This window comes from Streptomyces sp. NPDC014991 (genome assembly GCF_043080665.1).
Classification (GTDB): Bacteria; Actinomycetota; Actinomycetes; order Streptomycetales; family Streptomycetaceae; genus Streptomyces.
The window spans coordinates 23009-46182 of sequence record NZ_JBIBVY010000031.1 but is presented as its reverse complement, the minus strand read 5'-3'; the positions used below and the strand labels follow the sequence as shown (position 1 = coordinate 46182).

General features: G+C 68.3%; 19 protein-coding genes and 5 pseudogenes. 15 read left to right on the top strand and 9 right to left on the bottom strand.

The genetic code is table 11. The features are described from left to right. Nucleotides 1-1642 (bottom strand): tetratricopeptide repeat protein (locus ACF1BE_RS32385; protein WP_392202571.1); only part of this gene is annotated, 1642 nt, incomplete at its 3' end. 337 nt (nt 1643-1979) lie between these two features. On the opposite strand from ACF1BE_RS32385, the gene ACF1BE_RS32380 reads away from it, so the two are divergent. Together ACF1BE_RS32380 and ACF1BE_RS32375 are read left to right on the top strand one after the other, a co-directional pair. Next, nucleotides 1980-2372 (top strand): IS5 family transposase, encoded by a 393-nt coding sequence (locus tag ACF1BE_RS32380; RefSeq protein WP_392202570.1) that lies wholly within the window; start codon nt 1980-1982, stop codon nt 2370-2372. Then, nucleotides 2348-2821, top strand: coding sequence for an IS5 family transposase (locus ACF1BE_RS32375; RefSeq protein WP_392202591.1), 474 nt, complete (start codon nt 2348-2350; stop codon nt 2819-2821). The genes ACF1BE_RS32380 and ACF1BE_RS32375 overlap by 25 nt, the downstream gene beginning before the upstream one ends. Before the next feature lie 21 nt (nt 2822-2842). Here the strand turns inward: ACF1BE_RS32375 and ACF1BE_RS32370 are convergent. Further along, nucleotides 2843-2965: pseudogene (locus ACF1BE_RS32370) on the bottom strand (AraC family transcriptional regulator); the annotation flags it as partial. Nucleotides 2966-3161: 196 nt separating this feature from the next. Between ACF1BE_RS32370 and ACF1BE_RS32365 the strand changes: the two are divergent. From ACF1BE_RS32365 to ACF1BE_RS32355, 3 genes and pseudogenes are all read left to right on the top strand, one after another. Continuing rightward, the gene (locus ACF1BE_RS32365) at nt 3162-3851 is read left to right on the top strand and encodes a DJ-1/PfpI family protein (protein ID WP_392202569.1); all 690 of its coding nucleotides are present in this window, start codon (nt 3162-3164) and stop codon (nt 3849-3851) included. Nucleotides 3852-3918: 67 nt separating this feature from the next. Beyond that, a complete protein-coding gene (locus ACF1BE_RS32360; RefSeq protein WP_251096576.1) occupies nt 3919-4236 on the top strand; it encodes a hypothetical protein in 318 nt (105 codons plus the stop codon). Further along, nucleotides 4233-4531, top strand: a pseudogene (locus tag ACF1BE_RS32355) (hypothetical protein). The gene ACF1BE_RS32360 and the pseudogene ACF1BE_RS32355 overlap by 4 nt, the downstream one beginning before the upstream one ends. 419 nt (nt 4532-4950) lie before the next feature. Here ACF1BE_RS32355 and ACF1BE_RS32350 read toward each other — a convergent pair. Together ACF1BE_RS32350 and ACF1BE_RS32345 are read right to left on the bottom strand one after the other, a co-directional pair. Beyond that, nucleotides 4951-5361, bottom strand: coding sequence for a hypothetical protein (locus ACF1BE_RS32350; RefSeq protein ID WP_392202568.1), 411 nt, complete (start codon nt 5359-5361; stop codon nt 4951-4953). Nucleotides 5362-5464: 103 nt separating this feature from the next. Further along, on the bottom strand, nt 5465-6178 hold the full coding sequence (locus ACF1BE_RS32345; RefSeq protein WP_251096578.1) for a TetR/AcrR family transcriptional regulator: 714 nt from the start codon (nt 6176-6178) through the stop codon (nt 5465-5467). A gap of 254 nt (nt 6179-6432) precedes the next feature. Between ACF1BE_RS32345 and ACF1BE_RS32340 the strand changes: the two genes are divergently transcribed. The 4 genes and pseudogenes from ACF1BE_RS32340 to ACF1BE_RS32325 all read left to right on the top strand — a co-directional run bounded on the left by ACF1BE_RS32340 (nt 6433) and on the right by ACF1BE_RS32325 (nt 11324). Then, on the top strand, nt 6433-7863 hold the full coding sequence (locus tag ACF1BE_RS32340; RefSeq protein ID WP_392202567.1) for an APC family permease: 1431 nt from the start codon (nt 6433-6435) through the stop codon (nt 7861-7863). Between the two features lie 62 nt (nt 7864-7925). Beyond that, nucleotides 7926-9575, top strand: a complete 1650-nt coding sequence (locus tag ACF1BE_RS32335) for an amidohydrolase (RefSeq protein WP_392202566.1) — start codon at nt 7926-7928, stop codon at nt 9573-9575. A gap of 172 nt (nt 9576-9747) precedes the next feature. Next, a pseudogene (locus ACF1BE_RS32330) lies at nt 9748-9885 on the top strand (MBL fold metallo-hydrolase); the annotation flags it as partial. 596 nt (nt 9886-10481) lie between these two features. Further along, entirely contained in the window at nt 10482-11324 is an 843-nt protein-coding gene (locus tag ACF1BE_RS32325) for a DUF4184 family protein (protein WP_392202565.1), read from the top strand. A gap of 33 nt (nt 11325-11357) precedes the next feature. Here the strand turns inward: ACF1BE_RS32325 and ACF1BE_RS32320 are convergent. Further along, nucleotides 11358-12220, bottom strand: a pseudogene (locus ACF1BE_RS32320) (IS5 family transposase). Nucleotides 12221-12334: 114 nt separating this feature from the next. On the opposite strand from ACF1BE_RS32320, the gene ACF1BE_RS32315 reads away from it, so the two are divergent. The 3 genes from ACF1BE_RS32315 (at nt 12335) to ACF1BE_RS32305 (ending at nt 13975) form a co-directional block, all read left to right on the top strand. Continuing rightward, nucleotides 12335-12619: a hypothetical protein gene (locus tag ACF1BE_RS32315; protein ID WP_392202564.1), complete on the top strand. Its 285-nt coding sequence runs from the start codon at nt 12335-12337 to the stop codon at nt 12617-12619. 195 nt (nt 12620-12814) lie between these two features. Continuing rightward, nucleotides 12815-13324 carry a hypothetical protein gene (locus ACF1BE_RS32310; RefSeq protein ID WP_392202563.1) on the top strand — a complete coding sequence of 170 codons (510 nt, stop codon included), beginning with the start codon at nt 12815-12817 and terminating at the stop codon, nt 13322-13324. Nucleotides 13325-13573: 249 nt separating this feature from the next. Continuing rightward, on the top strand, nt 13574-13975 hold the full coding sequence (locus ACF1BE_RS32305; RefSeq protein ID WP_392202562.1) for a hypothetical protein: 402 nt from the start codon (nt 13574-13576) through the stop codon (nt 13973-13975). On the opposite strand, the pseudogene ACF1BE_RS32300 reads toward ACF1BE_RS32305, so the two are convergent. The 4 genes and pseudogenes from ACF1BE_RS32300 to ACF1BE_RS32285 all read right to left on the bottom strand — a co-directional run. Further along, nucleotides 13935-14264: pseudogene (locus tag ACF1BE_RS32300) on the bottom strand (NAD(P)/FAD-dependent oxidoreductase); the annotation flags it as partial. The gene ACF1BE_RS32305 and the pseudogene ACF1BE_RS32300 sit on opposite strands and share 41 nt — an antisense overlap. Nucleotides 14265-14314: 50 nt before the next feature. Continuing rightward, complete coding sequence (gene uppS / locus ACF1BE_RS32295) at nt 14315-16912, bottom strand: polyprenyl diphosphate synthase (protein WP_392202561.1); 2598 nt, start codon at nt 16910-16912, stop codon at nt 14315-14317. A gap of 214 nt (nt 16913-17126) precedes the next feature. After that, nucleotides 17127-18287, bottom strand: a complete 1161-nt coding sequence (locus ACF1BE_RS32290) for a polyprenyl synthetase family protein (protein ID WP_392202560.1) — start codon at nt 18285-18287, stop codon at nt 17127-17129. Beyond that, entirely contained in the window at nt 18284-18937 is a 654-nt protein-coding gene (locus ACF1BE_RS32285; protein WP_392202559.1) for an ABC transporter ATP-binding protein, read from the bottom strand. Before ACF1BE_RS32285 ends, ACF1BE_RS32290 begins: the two co-directional genes overlap by 4 nt. Nucleotides 18938-19081: 144 nt before the next feature. Between ACF1BE_RS32285 and ACF1BE_RS32280 the strand changes: the two genes are divergently transcribed. The 3 genes from ACF1BE_RS32280 (at nt 19082) to ACF1BE_RS32270 (ending at nt 23147) form a co-directional block, all read left to right on the top strand. After that, nucleotides 19082-20965: a DUF4158 domain-containing protein gene (locus tag ACF1BE_RS32280; protein ID WP_392202558.1), complete on the top strand. Its 1884-nt coding sequence runs from the start codon at nt 19082-19084 to the stop codon at nt 20963-20965. 65 nt (nt 20966-21030) lie between these two features. Then, nucleotides 21031-22272 (top strand): hypothetical protein, encoded by a 1242-nt coding sequence (locus ACF1BE_RS32275; RefSeq protein WP_392202557.1) that lies wholly within the window; start codon nt 21031-21033, stop codon nt 22270-22272. Between the two features lie 41 nt (nt 22273-22313). Further along, entirely contained in the window at nt 22314-23147 is an 834-nt protein-coding gene (locus ACF1BE_RS32270) for a hypothetical protein (RefSeq protein WP_392202556.1), read from the top strand. The last annotated feature ends 27 nt before the right edge of the window (nt 23148-23174 follow it).

The window sequence follows — 23174 nt, the reverse complement described above, 5'->3', positions numbered from 1 at the left end:
TGAAGGCACCGTACACATCCATCAGGGCCTGCAGTGTATTCACCGCTTCCGCGGTTCGACGCGCGCGTGTCAGTAGGGCAGCCAACTCCGCCAGGTACCGGCCGACTTGCATTCCGTCCGCACCCGCAAGTCGTGCGTACTGCCGATAGCCCGCGACCGTCTCGGCCACCAGAGAAACGGCCTCCTCGATGCGATCCTCATCGATCAATCGAGCAATCAGATTGTGCCGCCCCTCCACCAAAGAGATCTGGGAGACCAGCCGGTTCGCCTCGAATGCGTCCACACCTGCCTGCAGCTGATCCAGTGTGGTCTCTCCATTGAATACCCGCCCCACACTGAGAACAGCATCCTCAAACCGTCGAAGTTCGGCGATCGGATTAACAGGCTCGAGGCCGATAGCCAACTTGGGCCTCTGAGGCCAGAGCTTCGCGAACACCTTCCCGAGGTGCTCAACGCAGCTCAGATACTGATCGTAGGCAGCGTTCCCGGTGATCCGGAACCCCTCCACTGAGACGAACGCATGGTCGAACTCCACAAAGGGAGTGGGCGGAGGTGGGATATTTCCCTCGAAATTGAGGAACAGTCCGACGCTTAGCAAATAATTCCCATCATCGCCCGTAGTTGACAGAATCAGCCGCTCGATGCCGCCTACTTCCTCGCGCCGGTGCCCTACCGTGACCTTGCCATTGGTTACATGCTCGTTGCCTGGCCGCTGCACCTCAACTTGGAGCTCCATCACACCCTGATCTGTGGTGACTTCCTCGTCCTCGATGCGCCACATAGGCTTCAGTGAAGGGTAGTGAAAGCTCGGGATGAGCGTGATCTCTCGGTCAAATAGTGTTGGGCGCACGAAGATGGGCTCCGCAGGACGACAGAGTTTGACGGACGGCAGGAACTCCACAGAATCCCCCGCCCGCGGCTCGCTTGCCCGGTCCTGAACGTCGAGCGAGAGCGGCTCCTCCCGGGTAGCCTGGAGGGCTGCCTCATAGCTCGGTCTACCGCAGCCGGCCGGCACCCCGACGTTGCTGACGATTCCAAGCGCCTGATTTCCGTTGGCGGTACCGAGCACGTGCGTGATGGACTTCCTATGCAGGTGATCCTGAAGTAGCTTTTTGAGGCTGAGATCGGTCTGATAGACGAAGGCCACACCGCGGCAGTCTGGCCCGTTCAAACCCTCAAGAGCCGTCTTAAGCAGCTCGAAGGCAACCTCGAGACCAACCGCGGCCGTAATACCAAGCGAGGCTTTTTCCGCCAACTGCTCGGTGAGCTGCTTGAAACCCTCATGTGTCACTGAGTTGAACCCGCCACCACCGCCGGCGAAGGGCAGACCTTCGTTAATCCCCACCACGGCGATTTTTACTACGTCTGCCGACTCACCGAAGGGAACGGGTTTCAATGTCCAGTCAGGGCGGCCTACCGGGGGAAAATTGTCCAAGTTAAGCGATTTCCCGGGAACGAATACATAATTTTCGACGAGGTCGGGCTCCGGAAATTCTCGGCCGCTGATCAGGAAATCGTGGTACCCGTTCGCGGAATATGCGATCAGGACAACCCGAATACCGTCTTGGCGGCCCCAGGGGCTGTCATCGGTAGACAGCACGGATCGGCAGGTCACACTGCGAAGCCGGAACGAAAATTGCATGGCCGCCACCTCGTGATCGAATACCTACACTCGACCAGAAGAACGCTGCGCCTGCACCCAGTGACCGCCATTAGAGGGCCGCGATGCGGTCGGCATGACGCTCCGCCCGGGCGATGGACTCCTTCACGGTGCGCTGACGGGTGATGCGGCGTGGGGACAGTATGCAGTGCAAGGCCTCGCAGCAGATCCGGTCACCCGGCAGTGATTCTGACCGGCTCTGCCACCACGCCTCCACTCACCGGCTGGGCCCCAGCCCCAGGGCGGCAGAAACCCGGTGAACCTATGCGGTCAGAGCACTAGGCCGTTTCGTTTGGATCAGTTGGTCGTTGGTCCGGGTGTGCCGTTAACAGATGCGCAGTGGGCGCGGATCGAGCTGTTGCTCCCGGACCGGACGCCGAAGCGGGGTGGGCGCTGGCGGGATCACCGCCAGGTGATCGACGCGATCGCCTTCAAGTTCCAGACCGGAACGCAATGGGTCCACCTCCCGGAGAAGTACGGCGACTGGCGCGGTGTCTACAACCGGCTGCGGATGTGGGCCGTCGACGGCACCTGGGAGCGGGTGTTCACCGCGCTGATGGCCCAGGCCGACGCCGAAGAGGACCTGGCCTGGGCCGTGTCGGTGGACTCCACGATCGTGCGGGCTCACCAGCACGCGGCCGGGGCCCGCAAAAAGGGGTCCCGGCCGGTGAGCCGGCCGATCACGCCATCGGCCGGTCCCGCGGCGGACTGACTACGAAGATCCACCTCGCTGCCGATGCCCGCTGCCGGCCGCTCGCGTTCGTCCTCACCGCCGGACAGGCCGGCGACGCGCCCGCCTTCACTGACGTCATGGCCCGCCTGCGTTCCCCGACGGCGTGGTCGTCCGCGCACCAGGCCGGACGTGGTCCTGGCCGACAAGCCTACTCATCTCGCGCGATCCCCACCCACCTGCGCAAGCGCGGTATCCGGGCGGTGATCCCCGTCCCGGCGGACCAGCGGAACCACCGGTTGCGACGCGGCAGCCGCGGCGGCAGGCCACCGGCCTTCGACCGTGAGTCCTACAAGCAGCGCAACACCGTCGAGCGGTGCATCAACCGCCTCAAGCAGTGGCGCGGCATTGCGACCCGCTACGAGAAGACCGCGACCATCTACCTGGCCGGACTCCACATCGCAGGCATCTTCCTCTGGTCCGCCCGGTGATCCAAACGACAGTCCCTAGCCGCACGCCCGGATCTGGTGGCCGGGTCGCCCGTCGGGCACATGGGTCCGGGTCAAGACCTCGATCGGTGTGGACAGGTCGAACGGGATCACCTGATCCAGCGCGAGGACGGCGACGGTGTGCATGGCCGGAACCCACCTCCTCATCACGTGGCGGCTCCGGGCCGATGTCCGGACAACGCCATGTCACCGCATTTCCATGCCCTCCCGAAGTTCTTGGCGATATCCCGTTGAAACCTGTCACTCACGCCACTGGGCGATCCCGGTGACAGCCGGTTCGCTTGGGAGCACCAGATTGAGCTCGATCCCCGGAGGAACACCCATGCACATCCAGGTTGTCCTGTTCGACGGCTTCGACCCGCTCGATGTCATTGCCCCCTACGAGGTGCTGCACGCCGGCGGCATGGCATCAGAGGGTGCAGTGAGCGTGGAGCTGGTCTCCGCGGAGGGGCCCCGCGAGGTGATCAGTGGCACCGGTGGGCTGACGCTGCGCGCCACCGCTGCCCTCGATCTGGAGCGGGCGGATGTGCTCTTGGTGCCAGGTGCTTCCGGCCGCGTCGGCGAACCCGGCGAGGTTCCGGACGAAGAGGTGGGCGCCGGCGAGTGGAAGCAGGACGAGTTCATCCCGATGCTCCTTGGCCGCACGCTGACCACCGAACTGCCCGCGCTCCTGAAGCAGGCGATGGATGACCCGGACAAGACGGTCGCCACCGTCTGCGGTGGCTCGCTCGTGCTGGCCATGGCGGGTCTGCTGGAGGGACGCCACGGCACCACCCACCACATGGGCCTGGACATGCTGGATGCCACCGGTGCCCACGCGGTCCGCGCCCGCGTCGTGGACGACGGTGACCTGATCACCGGCGTCGGCGTCACCTCCGGGCTCGATCTGGGGCTGTACCTGCTGGAGCGCGAGGTGGGTCCCCGCGTCGCGCACGCCGTCGAAGAGCTCTTCTCCCACGAGCGGCGCGGCACCGTCTGGCGCGCCCAGGGCCCGGCTCCCGCCACCTTCTGAATGCTCGGCCCGCGCTCCTCGCCAGCCGTTCGCCCACCATCCCTTGCACGGTCAGGAGAACATCAGCATGTCCGTTGAAGGCACCTGGAACCTGTCCATCTCCACCCCCATCGGCAAGATGAGGGCCGTGGTCGAACTGCGTCGGCAGGACGGCGTCCTGACCGGGGTTGCCCGCACTGCCGGCGAGGAGGTACCGCTGAAGGATGTCGTTCTCAACGATGACCGACTCACCTGGAAGCAGGTTGTCACCAAGCCGATGCGGCTGAACCTTGCCTTCGACGTGACGGTCGACGGTGACACGCTCAAGGGCTCCTCCAAGGCCGGCCGCCTTCCGGCCTCGAAGGTCACTGGCGAGCGCCAGACCGCCTCTGAGTACCAGATGTGACCAAGCTCCTCCTGTTGCACGTCTTGGCCGCCATCATGGGCGTCAGCCCGGTCACCTTGGCCACGAGCATGTACCCGCGACGATGCGCCGTGCCCTTTGCGACTCCGGTGACGGCGACGCCCTGGCGACCCTGCGGACGCTGCACCGCAACTGGTCGACTCGCCATCCTCACCGGCATCTTCAACCTGCTCTGGCCACGGTCACCGTACTGATGATCATCCGCCCTGGCTCCATCACGGGCTGTGACCATGCACGTGCGGTCCCCGCGTCACCTGCGCATCGCGGCTCACGTTGAACTGATCTCGCTGATCTTGATGCTCACCGATCTGTTCACCGCCCACCTCAAGCCCGTCTCATCCTGATGGGCCCGACCCACGGCTGCGCCCACCTGTTCGTCTGATCGCGACCTGGCGACTCAACAAGGCCGCGACCGCTGCCAAGGTCCTGGCCGTCGTCCGGGCGTCGGCGGGCTGCTCGCGCGGCGGCGGCTCGACCGCGCGGTTACGGACCGATCCTTGCCGGAGGAGGTTGTCCCGTCATGATGCGAGGCTCTGTTGAGCGGCAGGAGGCCGGCGTGTTCTTCGGTCGGTGTTCAAAAATTCTCGGCAGACGGTTCTCCGCGCACTCGCTTGAGTGGCTCTGGCAAGATTTTCGTGGCCGGTGATCATCAGGGGGATGTGGCCTGGTCCGTGTAGTGGCGTCTGAAATGAGCGATCACGACGACGCGTTGCCCGTAAGAGCGGGACACTGGCGCGGCCACCCATGATCCGTTTCCGGAGTTTTCACATCGGTGACGCGGCCTTCGCTCATCCCGGAGCCGTAGGCGGTGGTAGTTCCTTGGACGACCGCGTTCTGGTCCTCGCGGATCCCCTTCGCCAGGCACCCCAGGGTCGGATGTCCGCAGTTGGCGGGCTTTTCGAGCCAGCCGGCCAGTTCGGTGGCGTCGTGCTGATCGAGCATCGCGGCGAACTCGCGGACCGGCTCGTGTACGTGAGCCAGTTCCGGACAGTGAGCGAACAGCAGGCTGAGCCGTTCCTGGGCGTTCAGGTGCCGGCGTTCGGGTGGGGTGGGGATCCATCGGGCGACCTGGAGGGATGGCGGCGCTCGGGCCTGTGGGACCGGCATGCCGTTCAGATGTGGTTCTCCCGCTGCTACGCCCGTCGCCACGCCGGTTGCCGCGCCTGCCGTGGGCGGCCAGCACTGCACGGCCCGTTCTGCGCGTGCGGGACTACGACGTGGGCGGAGACTGCTCTCGGCGCAGCACGGCGAGGTGCGCCAGGAGCGCGTCCAGCGTGTCGAGGAATGGCGAGCCGCCCATGAGGTGTAGGTGCTCGCGCACCTGATGGAGGTTCGGGTACTGCTCGGCGGGCAGGTGGGAGTTGACCTCCTGCCAGACCTGGTTCTCCTGATCGCGCTGCTGCTCGCTCAGATCGCGGACGTCCGCGTCGACAGCGGCGTGCGCGAGGACCGTATCGATGACCATACGGTAGTGATGCACCGCCTCGGCGGGGCCGAACCCGGCTTGGAGAAGGATGCCGATGCCGGTGTCGACGGCCCGGGACTCGGCGGGGCCGGCGGTCACCCGAGAGGCGCGCACAGCGGCCAGGCGCGGGTGCCGTAGCACCGAGCTGTGGACACACACAGCGAAGTCCCGGAGCGAGGCGACCCAGTCCTCGCCGGAGGTGAACCCGGCGAGGGAGTCGCCGATCAGTTTGTCGGCGACGGCGAGCAGCAGGGTGTCGGTGTCGGCGAAGTAGCGGTAGACGGCGCTGGGGTCGCAGCCCAGCGCCGCCCCGAGGCGGCGCACCGTGAGCGCGTTGCCGCCTGGCGCCTCGATTAGCTCGAGCGCCGCCGCGACGATCAGCTCCTTGCTCAGCACGGTCCCGGTGCCCGTCGGGCGTCGGCGCCGGCGCTTGACGGGGACGCGATCGGATGCGGCCACAGCAGCCTCCTGACATGGTGGCTCGGGGGCATTCCTGCCGGGCGCGGACGGACCGGTCCCCCTTACGACAACTTATTGACGTAAGTATGCCAGGGTTGTTTCATCGGCGCACACCACCTCCTTGCGGGGCCCGGCACCATCGCCCGGGCCGGGATGGTGGGATTCCATACGAGGAGTGCGCTTTGGCCACTGTCATTCCCGAGACCGAGCCTTCCGGCACGACTTTGCGGCGCACGCTAGGTGTGCGGGACGGGATGGCGATCGCCGCGTCCAGTACCGCGGCGACGACCAGCATCGGCATCGGCATGGGCGCCTTGGCGGTGTACGCGGGCCGCCAGACACCGGCGCTGTTGATCGTCGCGTTCCTGCCGATCCTCGGGATCGCCATGTCGTACGCCCGGCTGAACCGCACCGAGCCGAACTGCGGCAACGGCTACACCTGGGTCGGGCGCTCGGTGGGCGCGTGGCCCGGGTTCCTGACGGGTTGGGTCGTGCTGGTCGCCAACGTGGTCTTCATGGCCTACACCAGTGCGGTCACCGGCTCGGTGATCCTGCAGTTCGCCAATAAGGCCCATCTGCACCGCCTGCTCGGCCTCACCCTCGACCCCGGCTCGACCGGCATCAGCACCGCGGTCGGCCTGGTGGCCCTGGTCACGGTCACGATCACCGCCGTGACGGGGGTGCGGTCGGCGACCCGTCTGCAGTGGCGGCTGCTGGCCTTCGAGTACTCCGTGATGCTGATGTTCTGCATCTGGGCGTTGGTCACAGGGCACCAGTCGTTCTCGTTGAGTTGGCTCAACCCCTTCGCGATCGGCTCGCTCCACTCCCTCGCGCAGGGCCTGGTGCTGGCTGTGTTCATCTTCTGGGGCTGGGACGCGGCGTTCACCGTGAACGAGGAGACCAAGGACGCCGCCGACGCCTCCCGCGGCGGGCTGATCGCGCTGGTGGCCATGCTCGGGCTCTTCGTGTTCGCCGCGATCTCGTTCCAGCGTGTGATGGACAACAGCGAACTGATCACCCAAGGCCCGCAGGCGCTCGCCTTCCTCGGTGGCAAGCTCGCTCCGGAACCGTGGGCGTCCCTGCCGCTGGCCGCGCTGATGTGCTCGGCGTTCGCCTCGCTGCAGTCCAGCGTCATCCCGACCGCCCGCGGCGCGCTTGCGATGGGCCGCGACCAAACACTGGGACGTATGTGGACGAAGATCCACCCCAGGTTCGGATCCCCGGCCACGGGCACGATCGTGATCATGGCTCTGTCCGCGGGCGTCGCGGTCCTCGCGGTCGGCATCCCGAAGATCAACATGATGATCCTGACCGCCGTCAACTCCATCGGACTGATCGTCGCCCTGTACTACGGGCTCACGGCCCTGGCCTGCGCCGTGCGGTTCCGTAGCGCGTTGCGCGAAGGGCCGGCGGAGGCAATGCGCTCGGTCATCGTCCCGGCACTGAGCGCGCTGGTCCTGTTCGGGCTCGGCGCCTACCTCGCCTGGCAGTACGCGACCATGAGTCACCGCTTCCAGGCGACTCCGGACAACGGTTGGTTCATGCTGCTGGTCCCGTCGCTCTTCGTCGTCACCGGTCTGATCGCGGCCGGCTACGCGAAGTGGCGCCGCCGCTCCCCTTACTTCACCACCGGCCACGGCACGGACGCCGACGCCATACCCCTGCCCATGGACGAGGCCTACTGACTGTCACCCGGCCTCTCGTAGGCGCCCCGTTCCGTGCCCCCACTCTCCAGGAGAAACCACTCATGCATGCCGACACCGCCGCCGATCTTGTCTTCACCGGTGGGCCGATCCACACCGTCGACCCCGTCCACCCCCGCGCCACCGCCGTCGCCGTCCGCGGCGAGCGGATCGTCGCGGTCGGTCACGACGAGGTCCATACCCTGATCGGACCCAGGACCGAGATCGTCGACCTGCACGGCCGCCTGCTCATTCCCGGATTCCAGGACGCCCACGCTCATCCCGTCGGCGCAGGCATCGAAATGGGCCAGTGCCACCTCGCCGGCGGGAGCAGTGCGGAGGAGTACGCGGCCCGGATCCGCGCCTACGCCGACACTCACCCCGACCACGTCTGGATCACTGGGGGCGGCTGGTCCATGGAGGCATTCCCCGGCGGCACCCCAGACCGCCGCCTCCTGGACACCCTCGTCCCCGACCGGCCCGTCTACCTGATCAACCGCGACCACCACGGCGCCTGGACCAACAGCCATGCCCTGCAGCTCGCCGGAATCACCCGCGACACTCCCGACCCCGCCGACGGGCGCATCGAACGCGACCCCGACGGCCACCCCACCGGCATGCTCCAGGAAGGAGCCATGCACCTGGTCGCCGACCACATCCCCGTTGTCACCCTCGGCGAGCAGCTCGACGGTCTGCTGCGCGCCCAGAGCGCGCTGCACGCCTACGGCGTCACCGCCTGGCAGGACGCACTCCTGGGTCACCACGCCTCCACCGTCGACGCCGCCCCCGCCTACCTGCGCGCCGCACACGACGGCACGCTGACCGCCCGCGTCCGCGGCGCGCTGTGGTGGGACCGGGCCCGCGGCCTCGAGCAATTGCCCGAACTCCTGGAGCGCCGAGAGAAATTGACCGTCGGCCGGCTCAACGCCTACACCGTCAAGATCATGCAGGACGGCATTGCGGAGAATCGCACCGCCTCCATGCTCACCCCCTACCTCACCGCCTGCGGCTGCACGTCCGACAACACCGGCATCTCCTTCATCGATCCCGCCCAACTCGCTTCCATCGTCACCCGCTTGGACGGTGAGGGCTTCCAGGTCCACTTCCACGCCCTCGGCGACCGCGCCGTGCGCGAAGCCCTCGACGCCGTCGCCGCCGCGCGCCACGCCAACGGCTGGACCGACAACCGGCACCACCTCGCCCACCTCCAGGTCGTCGACCCCACCGACATCCCCCGCTTCCGCGAGCTGGGTGCCATCGCCAACATCCAGGCCCTGTGGGCCGCCCACGAACCCCAGATGGACGATCTGACCATCCCGTTCCTCGGCCCACAGCGCGCCGCACGCCAGTACCCCTTCGCGGACTTGGTGAACAGCGGCGCGACCCTGGCGGCGGGGAGCGACTGGCCCGTCTCCAGCCCCGACCCGATCGCTGCCCTGCACACCGCCGTCAACCGGCACGAACCAGGCTCGAAACGGCCCGTCTTCCTGCCTGAGCAACGCATCACCCTGCACGCCGCGCTGACCGCCTACACCGCCGGCAGCGCGTACGTGAACCACCTCGCCGACACCGGAACCATCACCGTCGGCAAGCTCGCCGACCTCACCGTCCTGGACCGTGACCTCTTCGCCCACCCCACCGACGAAATCGCTGCCGCACGCGTTCAGCAGACCTTCGTCGGGGGACGCCGCGTCCACGCCGCTCCCGACGCCTGACCACAGCCTCACCATCACCACCGGCGGCGGTCACCAGGACCACGCACGCACGGCCGACCCCAGCCCCGAGGAGCCCGACCGTGCCCGCCACCGTCCACGCTCTGACCACCGGCTACGCCGACGACCACGTCGCCAGCACCGTCACCCTCCTGGTGACATCGGCACCCTCATCATGATCGACCCCGGCGTGGTCGCGAACCGAAGGCTCATCCTCCTGCCGCTGCAAGCCGCCGGCGGCAGCCCCGAGCAGGTCACCGATGCAGTCTTCAGCCGCCACCATCCCGACCACACCCTGAGCGCCGCGCTGTTCCCCGCTGTTGCGCTGCCGCGACGACATGGCCATACACAAAGACGACGTCCGGGAAGACCGCGACGCCGACCAGTCCGCATCAGCGAACACATCCACCTGCTGCGCACCCCCCACACGCGCCAGCGGGGACATCAGCACCGTCGTCGGCACCGACGAAAACCCGTCGTCCTTACCCGTCTGTGGTGGAATGCCGAAAACTCCGCCGATGACCCCTTCGCCACCGACCGCAGCCTGCTCGCCGGCTTCCGCCACGCGATCCTGGAGCTGAAGCCCGCCCTGGTCATCCCCGGCCACGGTGCACCGTTCACCCCCAGCACCCACACCCCGCCGAATAGCGCGAGCACGACGTGCTGGTCCAGGACGCGGCCCGGCTCTCCCTGCTCCGCCACGCCAACCTCACCATGCTGGGCCGCTACAACTTCCGTGCCTCACCCCGGCTGGCGGCGGCCTGCGCCTGTTGCGCGACCCGGCCGCCGCCGGCACCGACGAGGACGAGGAGGGGCGAGCCCCGGACGGGGGCTTCGAGTGCTGCTCCATGCCCGACCCCACCCGGCGACCGCCCCCACGGCCCGCGTCGACATGAAAGTGACTCCTCGATGCCGTTCACACTGTCCCACCCCGCAGCCGTTCTGCCGCTGCTGCGCCACCCGTTCTCGCCGGCCGCCCTCGTCTGCGGAGCCATGGCTCCAGACGTACCGTACTTTCTCGCCGCCGTGCGCGTACCGCTGAGTGCCCAGTCCTGGTACGAGCCGTTCCTCAACGCCACCTTCTCCCACACACTGTCCGGCATCACCGTGTCGGGGCCGTTCGCTCTGGCACTCCTGATGCTGTACTGGCTCGTGCACCGCCCGACCGCCGCGCTGCTTCCTGCCCGGCCCTTGCCGGCCAATACGGCCGACCGCGGCGGCGGTGGCCTGCGCCGGACGGGCTGGGCGCTGCTGTCCGTTCTGATCGGCATCCTGACCCATCTGGTGTGGGATTCCTTTACACATGGCGACGGCTACGTGGTCACTCACCTGAGCGTCCTGCGGTCCCACATCACGGGGGATCTCACGGTGGCGCGGGTGGTCGAGCACATCAGCACAGCCGGGGGCCTGGCCGCCGTCGCGGTGCACTTGTGGCGTCGTGTGCGCCGGGCCCCGGCTGGCGACACCGGCCAGGCAGCGCTTTCGGCAACAGTCCGCTGGGGTGTTGTAGCGGCGTTGGCCGTTGCCGCCCTCACCGGCGCCGTGGCCAACACCCACACCCTGCAGTACTACCGGGGCGGACCTGCAACGACCCACCCTGAAGGCGCGGAACAGGTCGTCGAGGCGGTTCTCTCGGACTGGGTAACGGGCGGCGGCACCGCGCTGGCCTGGGCGCTCATCCTCTACGCCTGCGTGTGGCGGGTGCACGGTGCGCTCCGGCCCAGTGAGCCGCACGACTTGAGCGCACGCTAGAGCTGGGTGCAGGGCTAGGGTCTTTCGTTTGGATCACCGGGCGGACCAGAGGAAGATGCCTGCGATGTGGAGTCCGGCCAGGTAGATGGTCGCGGTCTTCTCGTAGCGGGTCGCAATGCCGCGCCACTGCTTGAGGCGGTTGATGCACCGCTCGACGGTGTTGCGCTGCTTGTAGGACTCACGGTCGAAGGCCGGTGGCCTGCCGCCGCGGCTGCCGCGTCGCAACCGGTGGTTCCGCTGGTCCGCCGGGACGGGGATCACCGCCCGGATACCGCGCTTGCGCAGGTGGGTGCGGATCGCGCGAGATGAGTAGGCCTTGTCGGCCAGGACCACGTCCGGCCTGGTGCGCGGACGACCACGCCGTCGGGGAACGCGCAGGCGGGCCATCACGTCAGTGAAGGCGGGCGCGTCGCCGGCCTGTCCGGCGGTGAGGACGAACGCGAGCGGCCGGCAGCGGGCATCGGCAGCGAGGTGGATCTTCGTAGTCAGTCCGCCGCGGGACCGGCCGATGGCGTGATCGGCCGGCTCACCGGCCGGGGCCCCTTTTTGCGGGCCCCGGCCGCGTGCTGGTGAGCCCGCACGATCGTGGAGTCCACCGACACGGCCCAGGCCAGGTCCTCTTCGGCGTCGGCCTGGGCCATCAGCGCGGTGAACACCCGCTCCCAGGTGCCGTCGACGGCCCACATCCGCAGCCGGTTGTAGACGCCTCGCCAGTTGCCGTATTTCTCCGGCAGGTGAACCCAATGCGTTCCGGTCTGGAACTTGTGGGCGATCGCGTCGATCACCTCGCGGTGGTCCCTCCAGCGGCCACCCCGCTTCGGCGTTCGGTCCGGGAGCAACGGCTCAATCCGCGCCCATTGCGCATCTGTTAACGGCACACCCGGACCAACGACCAACTGATCCAAACGAAACGGCCTAGCCGCGGCAGGACCACAGGCTCTCTCAGGCTCGGACAGAGCTACGGCAACCACCACGCCCCCCTGGGTGCGTCCGATGACCTGGCCGCGCGCTTGCGAAAGGACGCGCCGACCACCGCGTTCCTGCTCTGGCAGGACCCGTATTTCGAGGAGGCCGACGGCCACTACGTCGCGTACGTGCCCGGGGTCGGGGCCTTCGAGAGCTCGTGCAACGCCAACGGGTGCCCGCACATCGACCTGTCCGAGCTGACCGCCAGCCTGGCCACGACGCCGACCCTGACGGCCGCGCAGTGGCTCGCGGGCCCCGGGGAGACCGTCCTCGGCACGCGCGTGAGGGAGGCGATCGGCGCCTACCAACAGGCCACCGTGGCGGCCTAGTCGGCGGATCGAGCGCACACCTGCGCCATCAGGCGAGGGCCGCCCACAGGAACGGCCCTCACCACTTGCCCTCCGTGCGGGCCGTCCTCCCCGACGGGGCTCGCCCGAAGTTGTGCGCCTAACCGTCTCCCGCCCGACTTTCGACGCGCGGCAAAGAGCAGGCCGCAACCCCAGCCGACAAGGAGCACCTACATCATGATCAATTCAATCGTCTCGAACGACCGACGCAGGATCACCGTGGATCTGCCGAGCAACCAGCCCTTCCTCGACATGTTCGGCCAGCAGCGGGCCATCGCCCAGGTCGCCCTCAGCTTCACCGACACGACCCTCAAGGCCGTTCGCCTCACCGCCGCCGAAGGCGAGGCCGCGTACGTCAACCAGTCCGACCTCAAGGACCCGGAGACCTGGCCTGACTGGCTTCGTGACCTGATCGCAGAGCACCGCCCCCACCCCTTGGGCACCGGGCAGCAGCTCGCAGCTGCACTCCTCGCCGCCCTCCGGGAGGAAACGAAGGAACGCGGGGACCACGCCGATGCCAGCGACGGCTCCCTACTCGCCCGACTCGATGAGCTCGAGCCGGCCGAGGCGCTGAGCGCACTGGACGAGCTCGGCCGGCTCACCGGCTCCCTGCTGCGCGCAGCCAAGGACGCATTGACGTTCCTCGACCGGCGCACCTACCGATCGACGACGCACCAGCAGAACTGACCGTGCACCGGCATCGGCACAGGACGTCCCTGGACCGGCCCCACCTGGGCCGCTCCGGGGACGTCCTGCTGGGCGAAGCCCAGCTCATCGCCGACAGAGCAACCACAGCGGGCGGCAGGAGACCGACACGTCGAGACGCCGTCCCGGCCCGCGACAGCACCAGAGCAGTTTGCGGGGCTAACCCCCAGCCCCGCCAGAGTCCCCACGACGGCGCACCAACGCGCCGCCTCGAACTGAGAAGGGGGGACCGTGTCCGAGTCCAACGACACGCTGACCGCACTGGTGATCTTCGCCGGGTTCCTGCACATCCTCACCCTGCTGGGCATGATCCTGAACACCGCACTGGCCGAGGACCAGCCCAACAACGACCGGGCCCAGCGGGGGCCGCTCACAGCGCTACTCCTCGGCCACGCGCCGGTACAGCGCACCGGACGCAGCACGTTCATCAGCCGCCTGCTGGCGGTCGCGGGCCTGCTGCTCACCGCCACATTCGTCCTGAGTCTGGCGACATCGGCGCCTCCCGCCTGGACCGTCGTCCTGGCGGGGCTCGCCGCGACGGAACTGGCCAGTGCGTACGCCTGGCACAAGCCCGCTGGCGTGAACACCACCCGGCGTCCAGGGCCGCGGCCGCGCCGGTGCCGGCGGCGGTGATGGCCTGGCGGTAGGTGTGGTCGACCACGTCGCCGGCGGCGAATGCCCCGGGCAGGCTGCTACGCGTCGACGGGGAGGCGACAGTGATGTACCCCTCGGCGTCGAGGTTGACCTGGCTGGCGAACAGCTCGGTGCGCGGGTCGTGGCCGATGGCGATGAACAGCCCCGTCACGTCCAGGTCGCGGGTGGCACCGGTGAAGACGTCGCGCAGGACGACGCCGCCGAGCATGCCCGCGCACCAGGACACCCCGCGTCCGGACAGCTCGTCCTCGCCCGGGAGGCCGAGCTTGACTGATTCTCGCTCGGAGAACTCCGGGTGGCCGTATGGGGCACGCATGATCACCGGGTGAATGCTTGTTCGTCGGGGCTAGTGAGTGGGGAAGGAGTGGTGCCGAAGCGACGGTCGCGGCGGGTGTAGGTGTCGATGGCCTGCCACAGGTGGGTGCGGTCGGTGTCCGGCCACAGGGTGTCGAGGAAGACGAGTTCGGCGTAGGTCGACTGCCAGGGCAGGAAGTTCGAGGTGCGCTGTTCGCCGCCGGTGCGGATGAGCAGATCCACGTCCGGCAGGTCGGGGTGGTGGAGGTGGGCGGCGAGGTGGCGGGGGGTGATGTCGTCGGGCTGGATGGTCCCCGCGGCCGCTTGACGGGCGAGTTCGCGTGCGGCTTGGGTGATTTCGCTGTGGCCGCCGTAGTTGATGCACATGTTCACGGTCAGGCCGGTGCGGTGGCGTGTGAGGTGCTCGGTCTGGCGCAGTGCGCGCACCAGGTCCGGTGGCAGTCCTTCGGGGAGGCCGGACCAGCGCAGCTGGACGTCGCGTCGCCAGACTTCCTCGGTTTCCATGACGAGGCCGTCCTGGACCAGGCCCAGGATGGCCTGGATCTCAGCTGCGGGGCGTGCCCAGTTCTCCGAGGACAGGGAGTACAGGCTGAGGTGGGGCAGGCCGATTTCGAGGGCGCCGTAGATGACGTCTCGCACCGCGAGCTGGCCGGCTTTGTGGCCGGCGGTGCGCGGCTGGCCTTGCTGGGTGGCCCATCGTCCGTTGCCGTCCATGATGAGCGCCACGTGTTGGGGGACTAGGTGGGCGGGGAGTTGGGGTGGCTGGGCACCGCTGGGGTGGGGTACCGGTGGTAGCGGAGGGGTCGTGTGCGCTGTGTCGTGGTTGCCTTCTGCGGGGTGCGGCAGGTGGATGGTGGCAGGAGTGGTGGCAGCGGTCTGGGTGTGGCGGTGCCAGGCTCTGGCCGTGCGGAGTCGGCCGCGGGCCAGCGTGAGGTGGAAGCGGACCGGGTTGGCCCGGGAGCGGCGCTGCAACAATGCGTGGGGTTTGCGGTCGATGCGGTCCAGTTCGAGCAGGTGCAGGTCGATGACGGTTTGCAGGGCTGCGGCCATGGGTGGGTGCTGGGCGCCGGCGGTCGCGGCCTGAGCCAGCCACTGGCGGGCCTGGGCGGTCATGGCATGGACCATGTCGGCATACCGGCCGTCCGACCGGCCGTGGGCGAGGGCCTCAGGGCTGACGTCGTGCTCGTCGAGCACGGCGGCGGGCAGCTTGACGAAGCCCTCCGCGGCGTCTTCCCGTAGGTCGCGCAGCACGTCGATGAGGTTGAGCGCGTCGGTCCACACGCGCAGTGCCTGGGCGTCGTCGGGCGTGAAGGCCAAACCGGGGGTGGTGAGCAGGGCCATCAGGCGCCTCACGCCGAAGGGGAAGGTGAGGGTGCGCCAGTAGGTGTACCAGTCGTCCCAGGTGGTGAGGGCGCTCTGGCCTTGGGCGTCCTGGCGGTATACGGCGTTGGCTGCCCTTACTCCGTCGCTGGGCAGGTCCCAGGTCCATACGGCGTGCACGAAGGCCGCGCGCAGGGGGTCTTCGCTGTGGCCTGCCCGCAGATCGGCCTCCAGTAGTTCGCTGAACCGGCTGACGCGTTCGACTCGTTCCTGCCGGTCGAGGTGCTGGGTGTCGGAGAGGTCGTCCAGGTGCCGGCCGTATCCGTACATGGCCCAGAACAACGGTCGCAGCCGGCCGGGCAGGAGCTTGGTGAGAGCTGCTTCCACTGGACCCGACCGGTGCATCAGGCGGCGGCAGATTTCGTAGCCGGTGATGACCGTGGTGTCGTGGATACCGGCTTGGCGGTAGACGTACGTGCGGACCGGGTGCACTAGACGCAGGGCGATCTGGCGGGCGCGGGGCTTGGTGGCGCGCCCGCCCAGGAGTCTCTTTGTGATGCTGCGCCGGCTGGTGCGGGCGGTGAAAGCGGCCAGGCCGGCGGCGGTCAGTCCTGCCGACCAGCACAGGCCGAGCAACAGGTGCCGCCAGGGGGTGGGGGTGAGGTCGACCGCGGACACGGCGGACTGCATCGCCCCGTAGGCGGGCAGCCACTTCAGCAGCGGACTGTCCGCAGAAGGGTTGGCGACGGGATTCTGCAGCGTCAGATCGATGAAGCTCAGCATGATGACGGCAAACATCCCCGCCAGCTCACTGCGCAGCAGCGCCGCCAGGAGGATCCCGACGCCCCCGTACGTCAGGGCTCCCACCATGAACGCTGCGGCCAGGACGTCCAGGCGCTCCGGCCGGTAGAAGAAGCACACCCATGCCGTGGCATACGAGGCGGTCAGTGCCGCGGTGAGGAGCAGTACGGTGCTGCGAGCCAGCAGCAGGCAGATGCGCGGGTAGCCGGCGAGCACCATGCGGTGGTCGAATTCCGCGGAGCGGCTGGCGGCGAGGAACATCATGAACCCGACGATCAGCGCGAGGGAGTGCAGCCCACCGGACAGCTGGCTGACCGTGTTGGCGCCCAGGGCCACGGGCTGATCGGCCGCGCGCAGGAAGAACCGGACCGGGGCGCTGGGAAGGACCTGGTAGGCGAGCGTCAGCCACAGCGGAACGAAGCAGAGCACCAGGACTAGCGCGAGCCGGTTGCGGGCCTGCTCCAGCGCAGCGTGGCGCACCGCTGTCCCCAGACACCGCCCCCACCACTTCATGCGGCACGCCCGGTGACGCCGCGTCGGTCGGCGGTCGGGACGCCGTCCTGCGACCGGTGTAGGCAGCCAGAGTTGTGTTGGGTCGTTGACACTTTCACTCCACGAATGCGGTGGGAGGCCGGCTCTGGCCCCAGGGGTGCGCACGGGTGACAGGACAGGGTCACTGCGAGAGCGGCGCCTGTCATGCGGTTCGGTTGTGCACGGCCTGGATCAGGTCGCGCAGCGCGAATGCCGCCGTGGCAGGCAGGTGGGCGTGGTTCAGGCGTTCCAGGGCCTGGTGGTGGCGCTCTTGGATGAGGTCCTCCACCGCTTGGCGGGCGCCGCACTCCTCCAGCAGCCCCTGGACGCGGGTTGCCGTATGGGCGTCCAGATCCGCCGCGCCGACTGTGCGCAGAAGCAGTTCCTGACCGGCCGGGTCCGCCCGGCGCAGAGCGAAGGCGAGCAGGGCGGTGTGTTTTCCTTCGCGGAGGTCGTCCAGTGTGGGCTTGCCCGTACGGCGGGGGTCGCCGAATGTGCCCAGCAGGTCATCGCGCAGCTGGAACGCCTCACCCAACGGCAGGGCGATGGTGCTGAGCACGTGCAGGAGCGACTGATCCGCGCCGGCGAGCGCGGCCCCGATCTGCAGCGGGCTTTCCACGGTGTACTGGGCGGTCTTGTACCGGGCGATGCGCAAGGCGGTGCTCAGGGAGTCGGTGGGGCGGCCTGTAGTCGCCAAGTCCAGGTACTGGCCGGTGACGATTTCGCGGCGCATGCGGTAGACCACCGGCAGCACGGCCTTGATCTGCTCGGGAGTCATGGGCGTGCTGGTGAGGAGTTCATCGGACCACACCAGCACCAGGTCGCCGGCGAGGATGGCCGCGTTCACGCCCAGCCGGTCAGCCCTGGGATGGCTCGGGTGGTGCGCCGCCAGAGTCCGGTGCAGGGACGGCCGGCCCCGACGTTGGTCGCTGCCGTCCATGACGTCGTCGTGCATGAGCGCGAACGCGTGGAAAATCTCCAGGCAGGCAGCCACCCGCAGGACCGGGACCGGCGGTACGGGGCTTGTGCCTCCGGCCGCGTACCAGCCCAGCACGCACATCAAGGGCCGGATGCGCTTGCCCGGCGCGGAGATGAAGTCACCCACCGCATCAAGCAGCGCTTCCAGACCAGGCTCCTCGGCACGGCTGCCGCTGACCTTGTCGGCCACGAACACGGTCAGCACCTCCTCGATGCTGCGAACGATCCGCTCCAAGTCCAGCCGGCCTGCGCCGGAGCCCACGGAGCGGGCAGGCCGCAGCAGCGCGGACATTGAACTGGAGGCGTCGTCGCGCACTGCGGTGACCGGAGACTGCCGTCGGCTCATGCGACCCTTCCCGCGGCGCTGCTGTGGTCGGCGGCCAGAACGCCGTCCTGGAGCCGGAGCAGCACGTCCAGGCGCTCACGGTCGTAGGCGAGGTGGGAGACGACCACGACGGCGCGGCCCCGCTCCCGCAGTCCCTGGGCGATGTCCCAGAACCGCAGGTAGGTCTCCCAGTCGAAGCCCTGATACGGCTCATCCAGGAGCAGCACCTCAGGGTCGTGCATCAACCCCAGGGCCAGGTTCAGCTTCTGCCGCGTCCCGCCGCTGAGCGTGTGCATGCGGCTGCGAGGGCTCTCGTCGAAGCCCAGCTCCTCCAGCAGCTCCCACACGCGCGCACAGCTTTCGAGCCGGTAGGCGGCCTGGAAGGACCGCACGTGCTCAGCGACCGTGAATGCCGGGTGCAGCACGGTGTTCTGCGGGCAGTACCCGATCCGCCCCCGGCACTGAACCGTCCCGCTGTCGCCCACGGCCTGACCCGCCAAAATGCGCAGCAGCGTGCTCTTGCCGGCGCCGTTCGCGCCAACGATGCCCAGCAGACAGCCCCGCGGCACGTCCAGGCTTACCCCGCGCAGTACCGGGCGCCGGCCATAAGCCTTACGGACGTCATGGAGACGCAGAAGGGCACCTGCAGACGCCCGGGTTGAATTGTTCACACCATAAGCAACGACTGGGCTGCGCAATGGTGGCGCGGTAACAAGGCCCTGGAGTCCTAGCTCAGACGCCAGCCGCAAACTAGGTCGCGGGGAGCTGGAGGAGCTCCGTTTCCCCGTCCTGGGCGTCGTCGTTGGTCTGATCGAGTGATCGAGGCCAAAGGGGCGGGTGTGCGGCAAGAGTGGTCGCCAGAGGCGCTGTTGGCGAACTGGACGCTGGTAGACGGCGACTGGGATCTGGTGGCGAACAAGAGCGGGACGACCCGGCTCGGCTTCAGCCTCTTGCTGAAGTTCTTCGAGCTGGAGGGTCGGTTCCCCGATGTGCTGGAAGAAGTTCCGCCGGCCGCGGTGGAGTACGCGGCCGATCTGGTGAAGGTCCCGGCCACCGACTTCGCGAAGTACCTGCTGGTCGGCCGGACTGCCGAGTATCACCGCAAGCAGATCCGTGAGGCCCTGGGCTTTCGGCCATCGACGGTCGCGGACGAGAAGGCGCTGGCCGAGTGGCTGGCTGTGGAGGTCTGTCCGGTCGAGCTGGTGGAGGACCGGCAGCGCGAGGCCCTGCTGGTCGAGTGCCGGGCCCGGAAGATCGAGCCGCCGGGACGTACCCGGGTCGAGAAGGTACTCGTCGCGGCGCGCGGCAAGTGGGAGAAGACGTTCTGCGCCCGCACGATCGGGCGCTTGGGCGAGGCGGGCACGGCCCGGCTGCTGTCCCTGGTGGCCGAGGACAACGAGGCGGGGACCGCCTTGCTGACCGCGCTCAAGCGCGACCCGGGCGCGGTCGGCCTGGACTCCCTGCTCGCGGAGATCACCAAGCTCAACGACGTGCGCAAGCTCGGGCTGCCCGACGGGCTGTTCATGGGCTACTCGGAGAAGCTGGTGGCCGCCTGGCGGGCACGGGTGATCAAGATGTACCCCTCGGACTTCCGCGACACGAGCGAGGACGTACGGATCACCCTGCTCGCGGCGCTGTGCTCGTCCCGGCAAGCGGAGATCACCGACGCCTTGGTCGAGCTGCTGGTCGCCCTGGTCCACAAGATCAATGCTCGTGCCGAGCGGCGTGTAGAGAAGCAGCTGACGGCCGAGTTGAAGAAGGTCCGCGGCAAGGAGGGCATCCTCTTCAAGCTGGCCACGGCCGCCGTCGACAAGCCGGACGAGGTCGTACGCCGGGCCCTGTTCCCGGTGGTCGGGGAGAAGACGCTGCGCGAGCTGGTCGCCGAGGCGAAGGCGAACGAGAAGGTCTTCAAGGCCAAGGTCCGCACCACCCTGCGCTCCTCCTACAGCTCGTACTACCGGCAGATGCTGCCGCCGCTGCTGAACACCCTGGGCTTCAAGTGCAACAACACCGCCTACCGGCCGGTGATGGACGCGATGAAGCTGCTGAAGAAGTACGCCGACATCGACGGCAAGACCCGCTTCTATGACGCCGGCGACGACGTGCCCATGGACGGCGTGGTGCGCAAGGACTGGCGCGAGGCGGTCGCCGACGACAAGGGCAAGGTCGAGCGAATCCCGTACGAGTTGTGCGTCCTGGTCGCGCTGCGGGACGCCGTACGGCGCCGCGAGATCTACGTCGAGGGCGCCGCGCGCTGGCGCACCCCGGAGGACGACCTGCCCGGCGACTTCGAGGCCACCCGTGCCGTGCACTACGCCGCGATCCGACAGCGGCTGAACCCGCGGGCGTTCATCGCGGACCTGAAGAAGCGCATGACCGCGAGCCTGGACCAGCTGTCCAGTGCGCTGGCGGACGGCAGCGCGGGCGGGGTGAAGGTCACCACCCGCAAGGGCGAGCCCTGGATCATCGTGCCGAAGCTGGAGCCGCTGGCCGAGCCCACCGGCCTCCAGGCCCTCAAGGACGAGGTCGTACGCCGCTGGGGCGTCCTGGACCTCCTGGACGTGCTGAAGAACTCCGACTTCCTCACCGGTTTTACCGAGGAGTTTTCCTCGGTGGCCGCGTACGAGCGCATCGAGCGTGACGTCCTCCAGCGCCGCCTCCTGCTGGCCCTCTTCGCAGGATCCCTGACAAGACTCTGACCCCGCACAAGCGCACGTGCCGTTGCCGAACCGAGACCAACGACAGAAAGAAATGAGGAACACACATGCCGGGCAGCACTGAGCGTCAAGGCGTCCTGGATTCCGCGGACCGCATCGCCATCAAGAGCGTGTGCGCGATCGTCCCGGGGTACGGCCCGTCGGGCGAGGAGTTCGGCACGCTCGTCCCCACCGACAGGATCCTCGCCGGAATCCGTCCCGCACGGTTGGATCCCCGGAAGGGGGAGCTTCCTGTCTCGTTCCTCAAGGACAAGCTGGGCATCGAGTCGGTGGCCACCACGCACACGACTGCCGCCACCTCCCGGGCCATGATCGACAGCGGCCTGGACTGGAACCAAGCGGCAGCCACGATCCCCACGCCACCCACCAACCCCGACATCATCACCATGCTGACCCGAGCCATGGACACCGCCCTGAGCCGCCACGAACAGACGTCGGGCAGGCACGCGGCGCGCGACCAGGCCATCGCCGGGCACCTCCACTTCGCAGCTGTCAACGACAGCGCCCCCAGTTTCGCGGTACTCGACTGCCGCCGCGCCGCAGGCTGCCACAAGCCCGGCCTGCCCGGCGAGGTCCTCTTCTCCGGCTGCGCCGGTCTCCTCGTCGCGCTGAGGCATGCCCGCTTTCTGCTCCGCCATACCGAGGCCCGCCACGACCCGGACGCCTATGTGCTCATCACGGCCGTCAGCGATCTCCTGCCCTTCGCGCACACACGGGCCCTGGCGCCCGCCGCCCTGCGCGCCGACATCGACGCCTGGCTCTTCCAGGCAATCTTCGGGGAAGGAGTCGGCGCGATGGTGGTGGGCCATGCCGACATGTCCGACCAGGAGTGGCTCGTCGAGGACGCCCAGTGGCAGGCCGTCGCGGACGACTGGCGTGTCACTCTCACCGGCGACAGCGTGCCGCGCATGACCATCCGCGCCCGCGACGTCGGCACCACGTTCCGCACCAGCATTCCCGGCGTCGCACAACAAGGCCTGGGAGCGCTGGGGCTGTCCTCGTTCGACGCCCTGCACCGGCTGTGTGTACATGAGTCGAACCCGCAACTGGTGGCCGCCGTCTCCCGCGACCTGGATACTCCGGACAACCTTGTGCACAGCATCAGCTCACAGGTCGGAACCTTGGCCGGCGTCTCAGTCTTCACCCTCCTCGAAGAAGCCTTCCGCACGCACCAGCAAGCCTCAGACCCGCGTGATGCCATCGCCTGCGCCCTCATCGGCGAGAGCGGCAACGCGGTCATCGCCGGCCACCTCGCCCTCCGCCGCACGAACACGGCCCCGGAGTCCTAGCTCAGGCACCCGGGAGCATGTAACCGGCCGGTAGCTTTTGAGTGTTCACCGCCCCCTGGCTTCTGCTGCGCCCGTACGAAGGCAGTTCACCCGGCTACTGGCTGGAGGTGTGGGTGGAAGCCGTCGACCGCCTGGTCGACGAGCACGGCCACGACTTCGACCGCACCCGCGTGTTCCCCTACGCGTTCCGGCACACCTACGCCCAGCTGCGCGCCGACGCCGGCGTGCCGATGGAGATCCTGCAAGTCCTGATGTCTCATCAGGACCCGTCCACCACCCAGGTCTACTACCGGGTCTCCCACCCACGCCGGGTGGAAGCCGTACGTGCCATCGCGGCCAGGTACCAGTTCGACGTCAAGGGCGGCCGGCTGCGCGTCCGCAGCAGCGACGACGACCTCGCCGACCGCATCCGTGCCGGAGTCGGCTCGGTGCCCGTCCCGGGCGGGGCCTGCCACGAGATGAACAACGTCCGCGCCGACGGCCGGGGCTGCCCGGTGTACTACCGCTGCTTCTCCTGCAAATTCTTCACCACCGATTTCACCCAGCTGCCCGAGCTCCGACAGGTACGCGACGGGAAGGCCGAACAGCTCCTGCGGCTGGAGGCCGCCTACGGCAGCGTCTTCGCCCCGGGCCCTTTGAGTGAAGCCAACCAGGAGCTCCTGCACAAGGAGCTCGTCCAGCTCGACGAACTCATCGCCAAGTGCGAGACCGATCTCGGCTCCCTGACCGAGGACGACAAGGCCACCGTGGAATCCTGGCTGCACAGCCGGGACCGCTTCCTCACCGTCATCCCGGTCGCCGCCGTCCTGGCGGGCCGCCAGCACGTGGACCAGCCGACCATCGACCCGATCCTGCTGACCGAGGAGACCGGGTGAGCGGTGACCCCCGTTCCACGAACACGA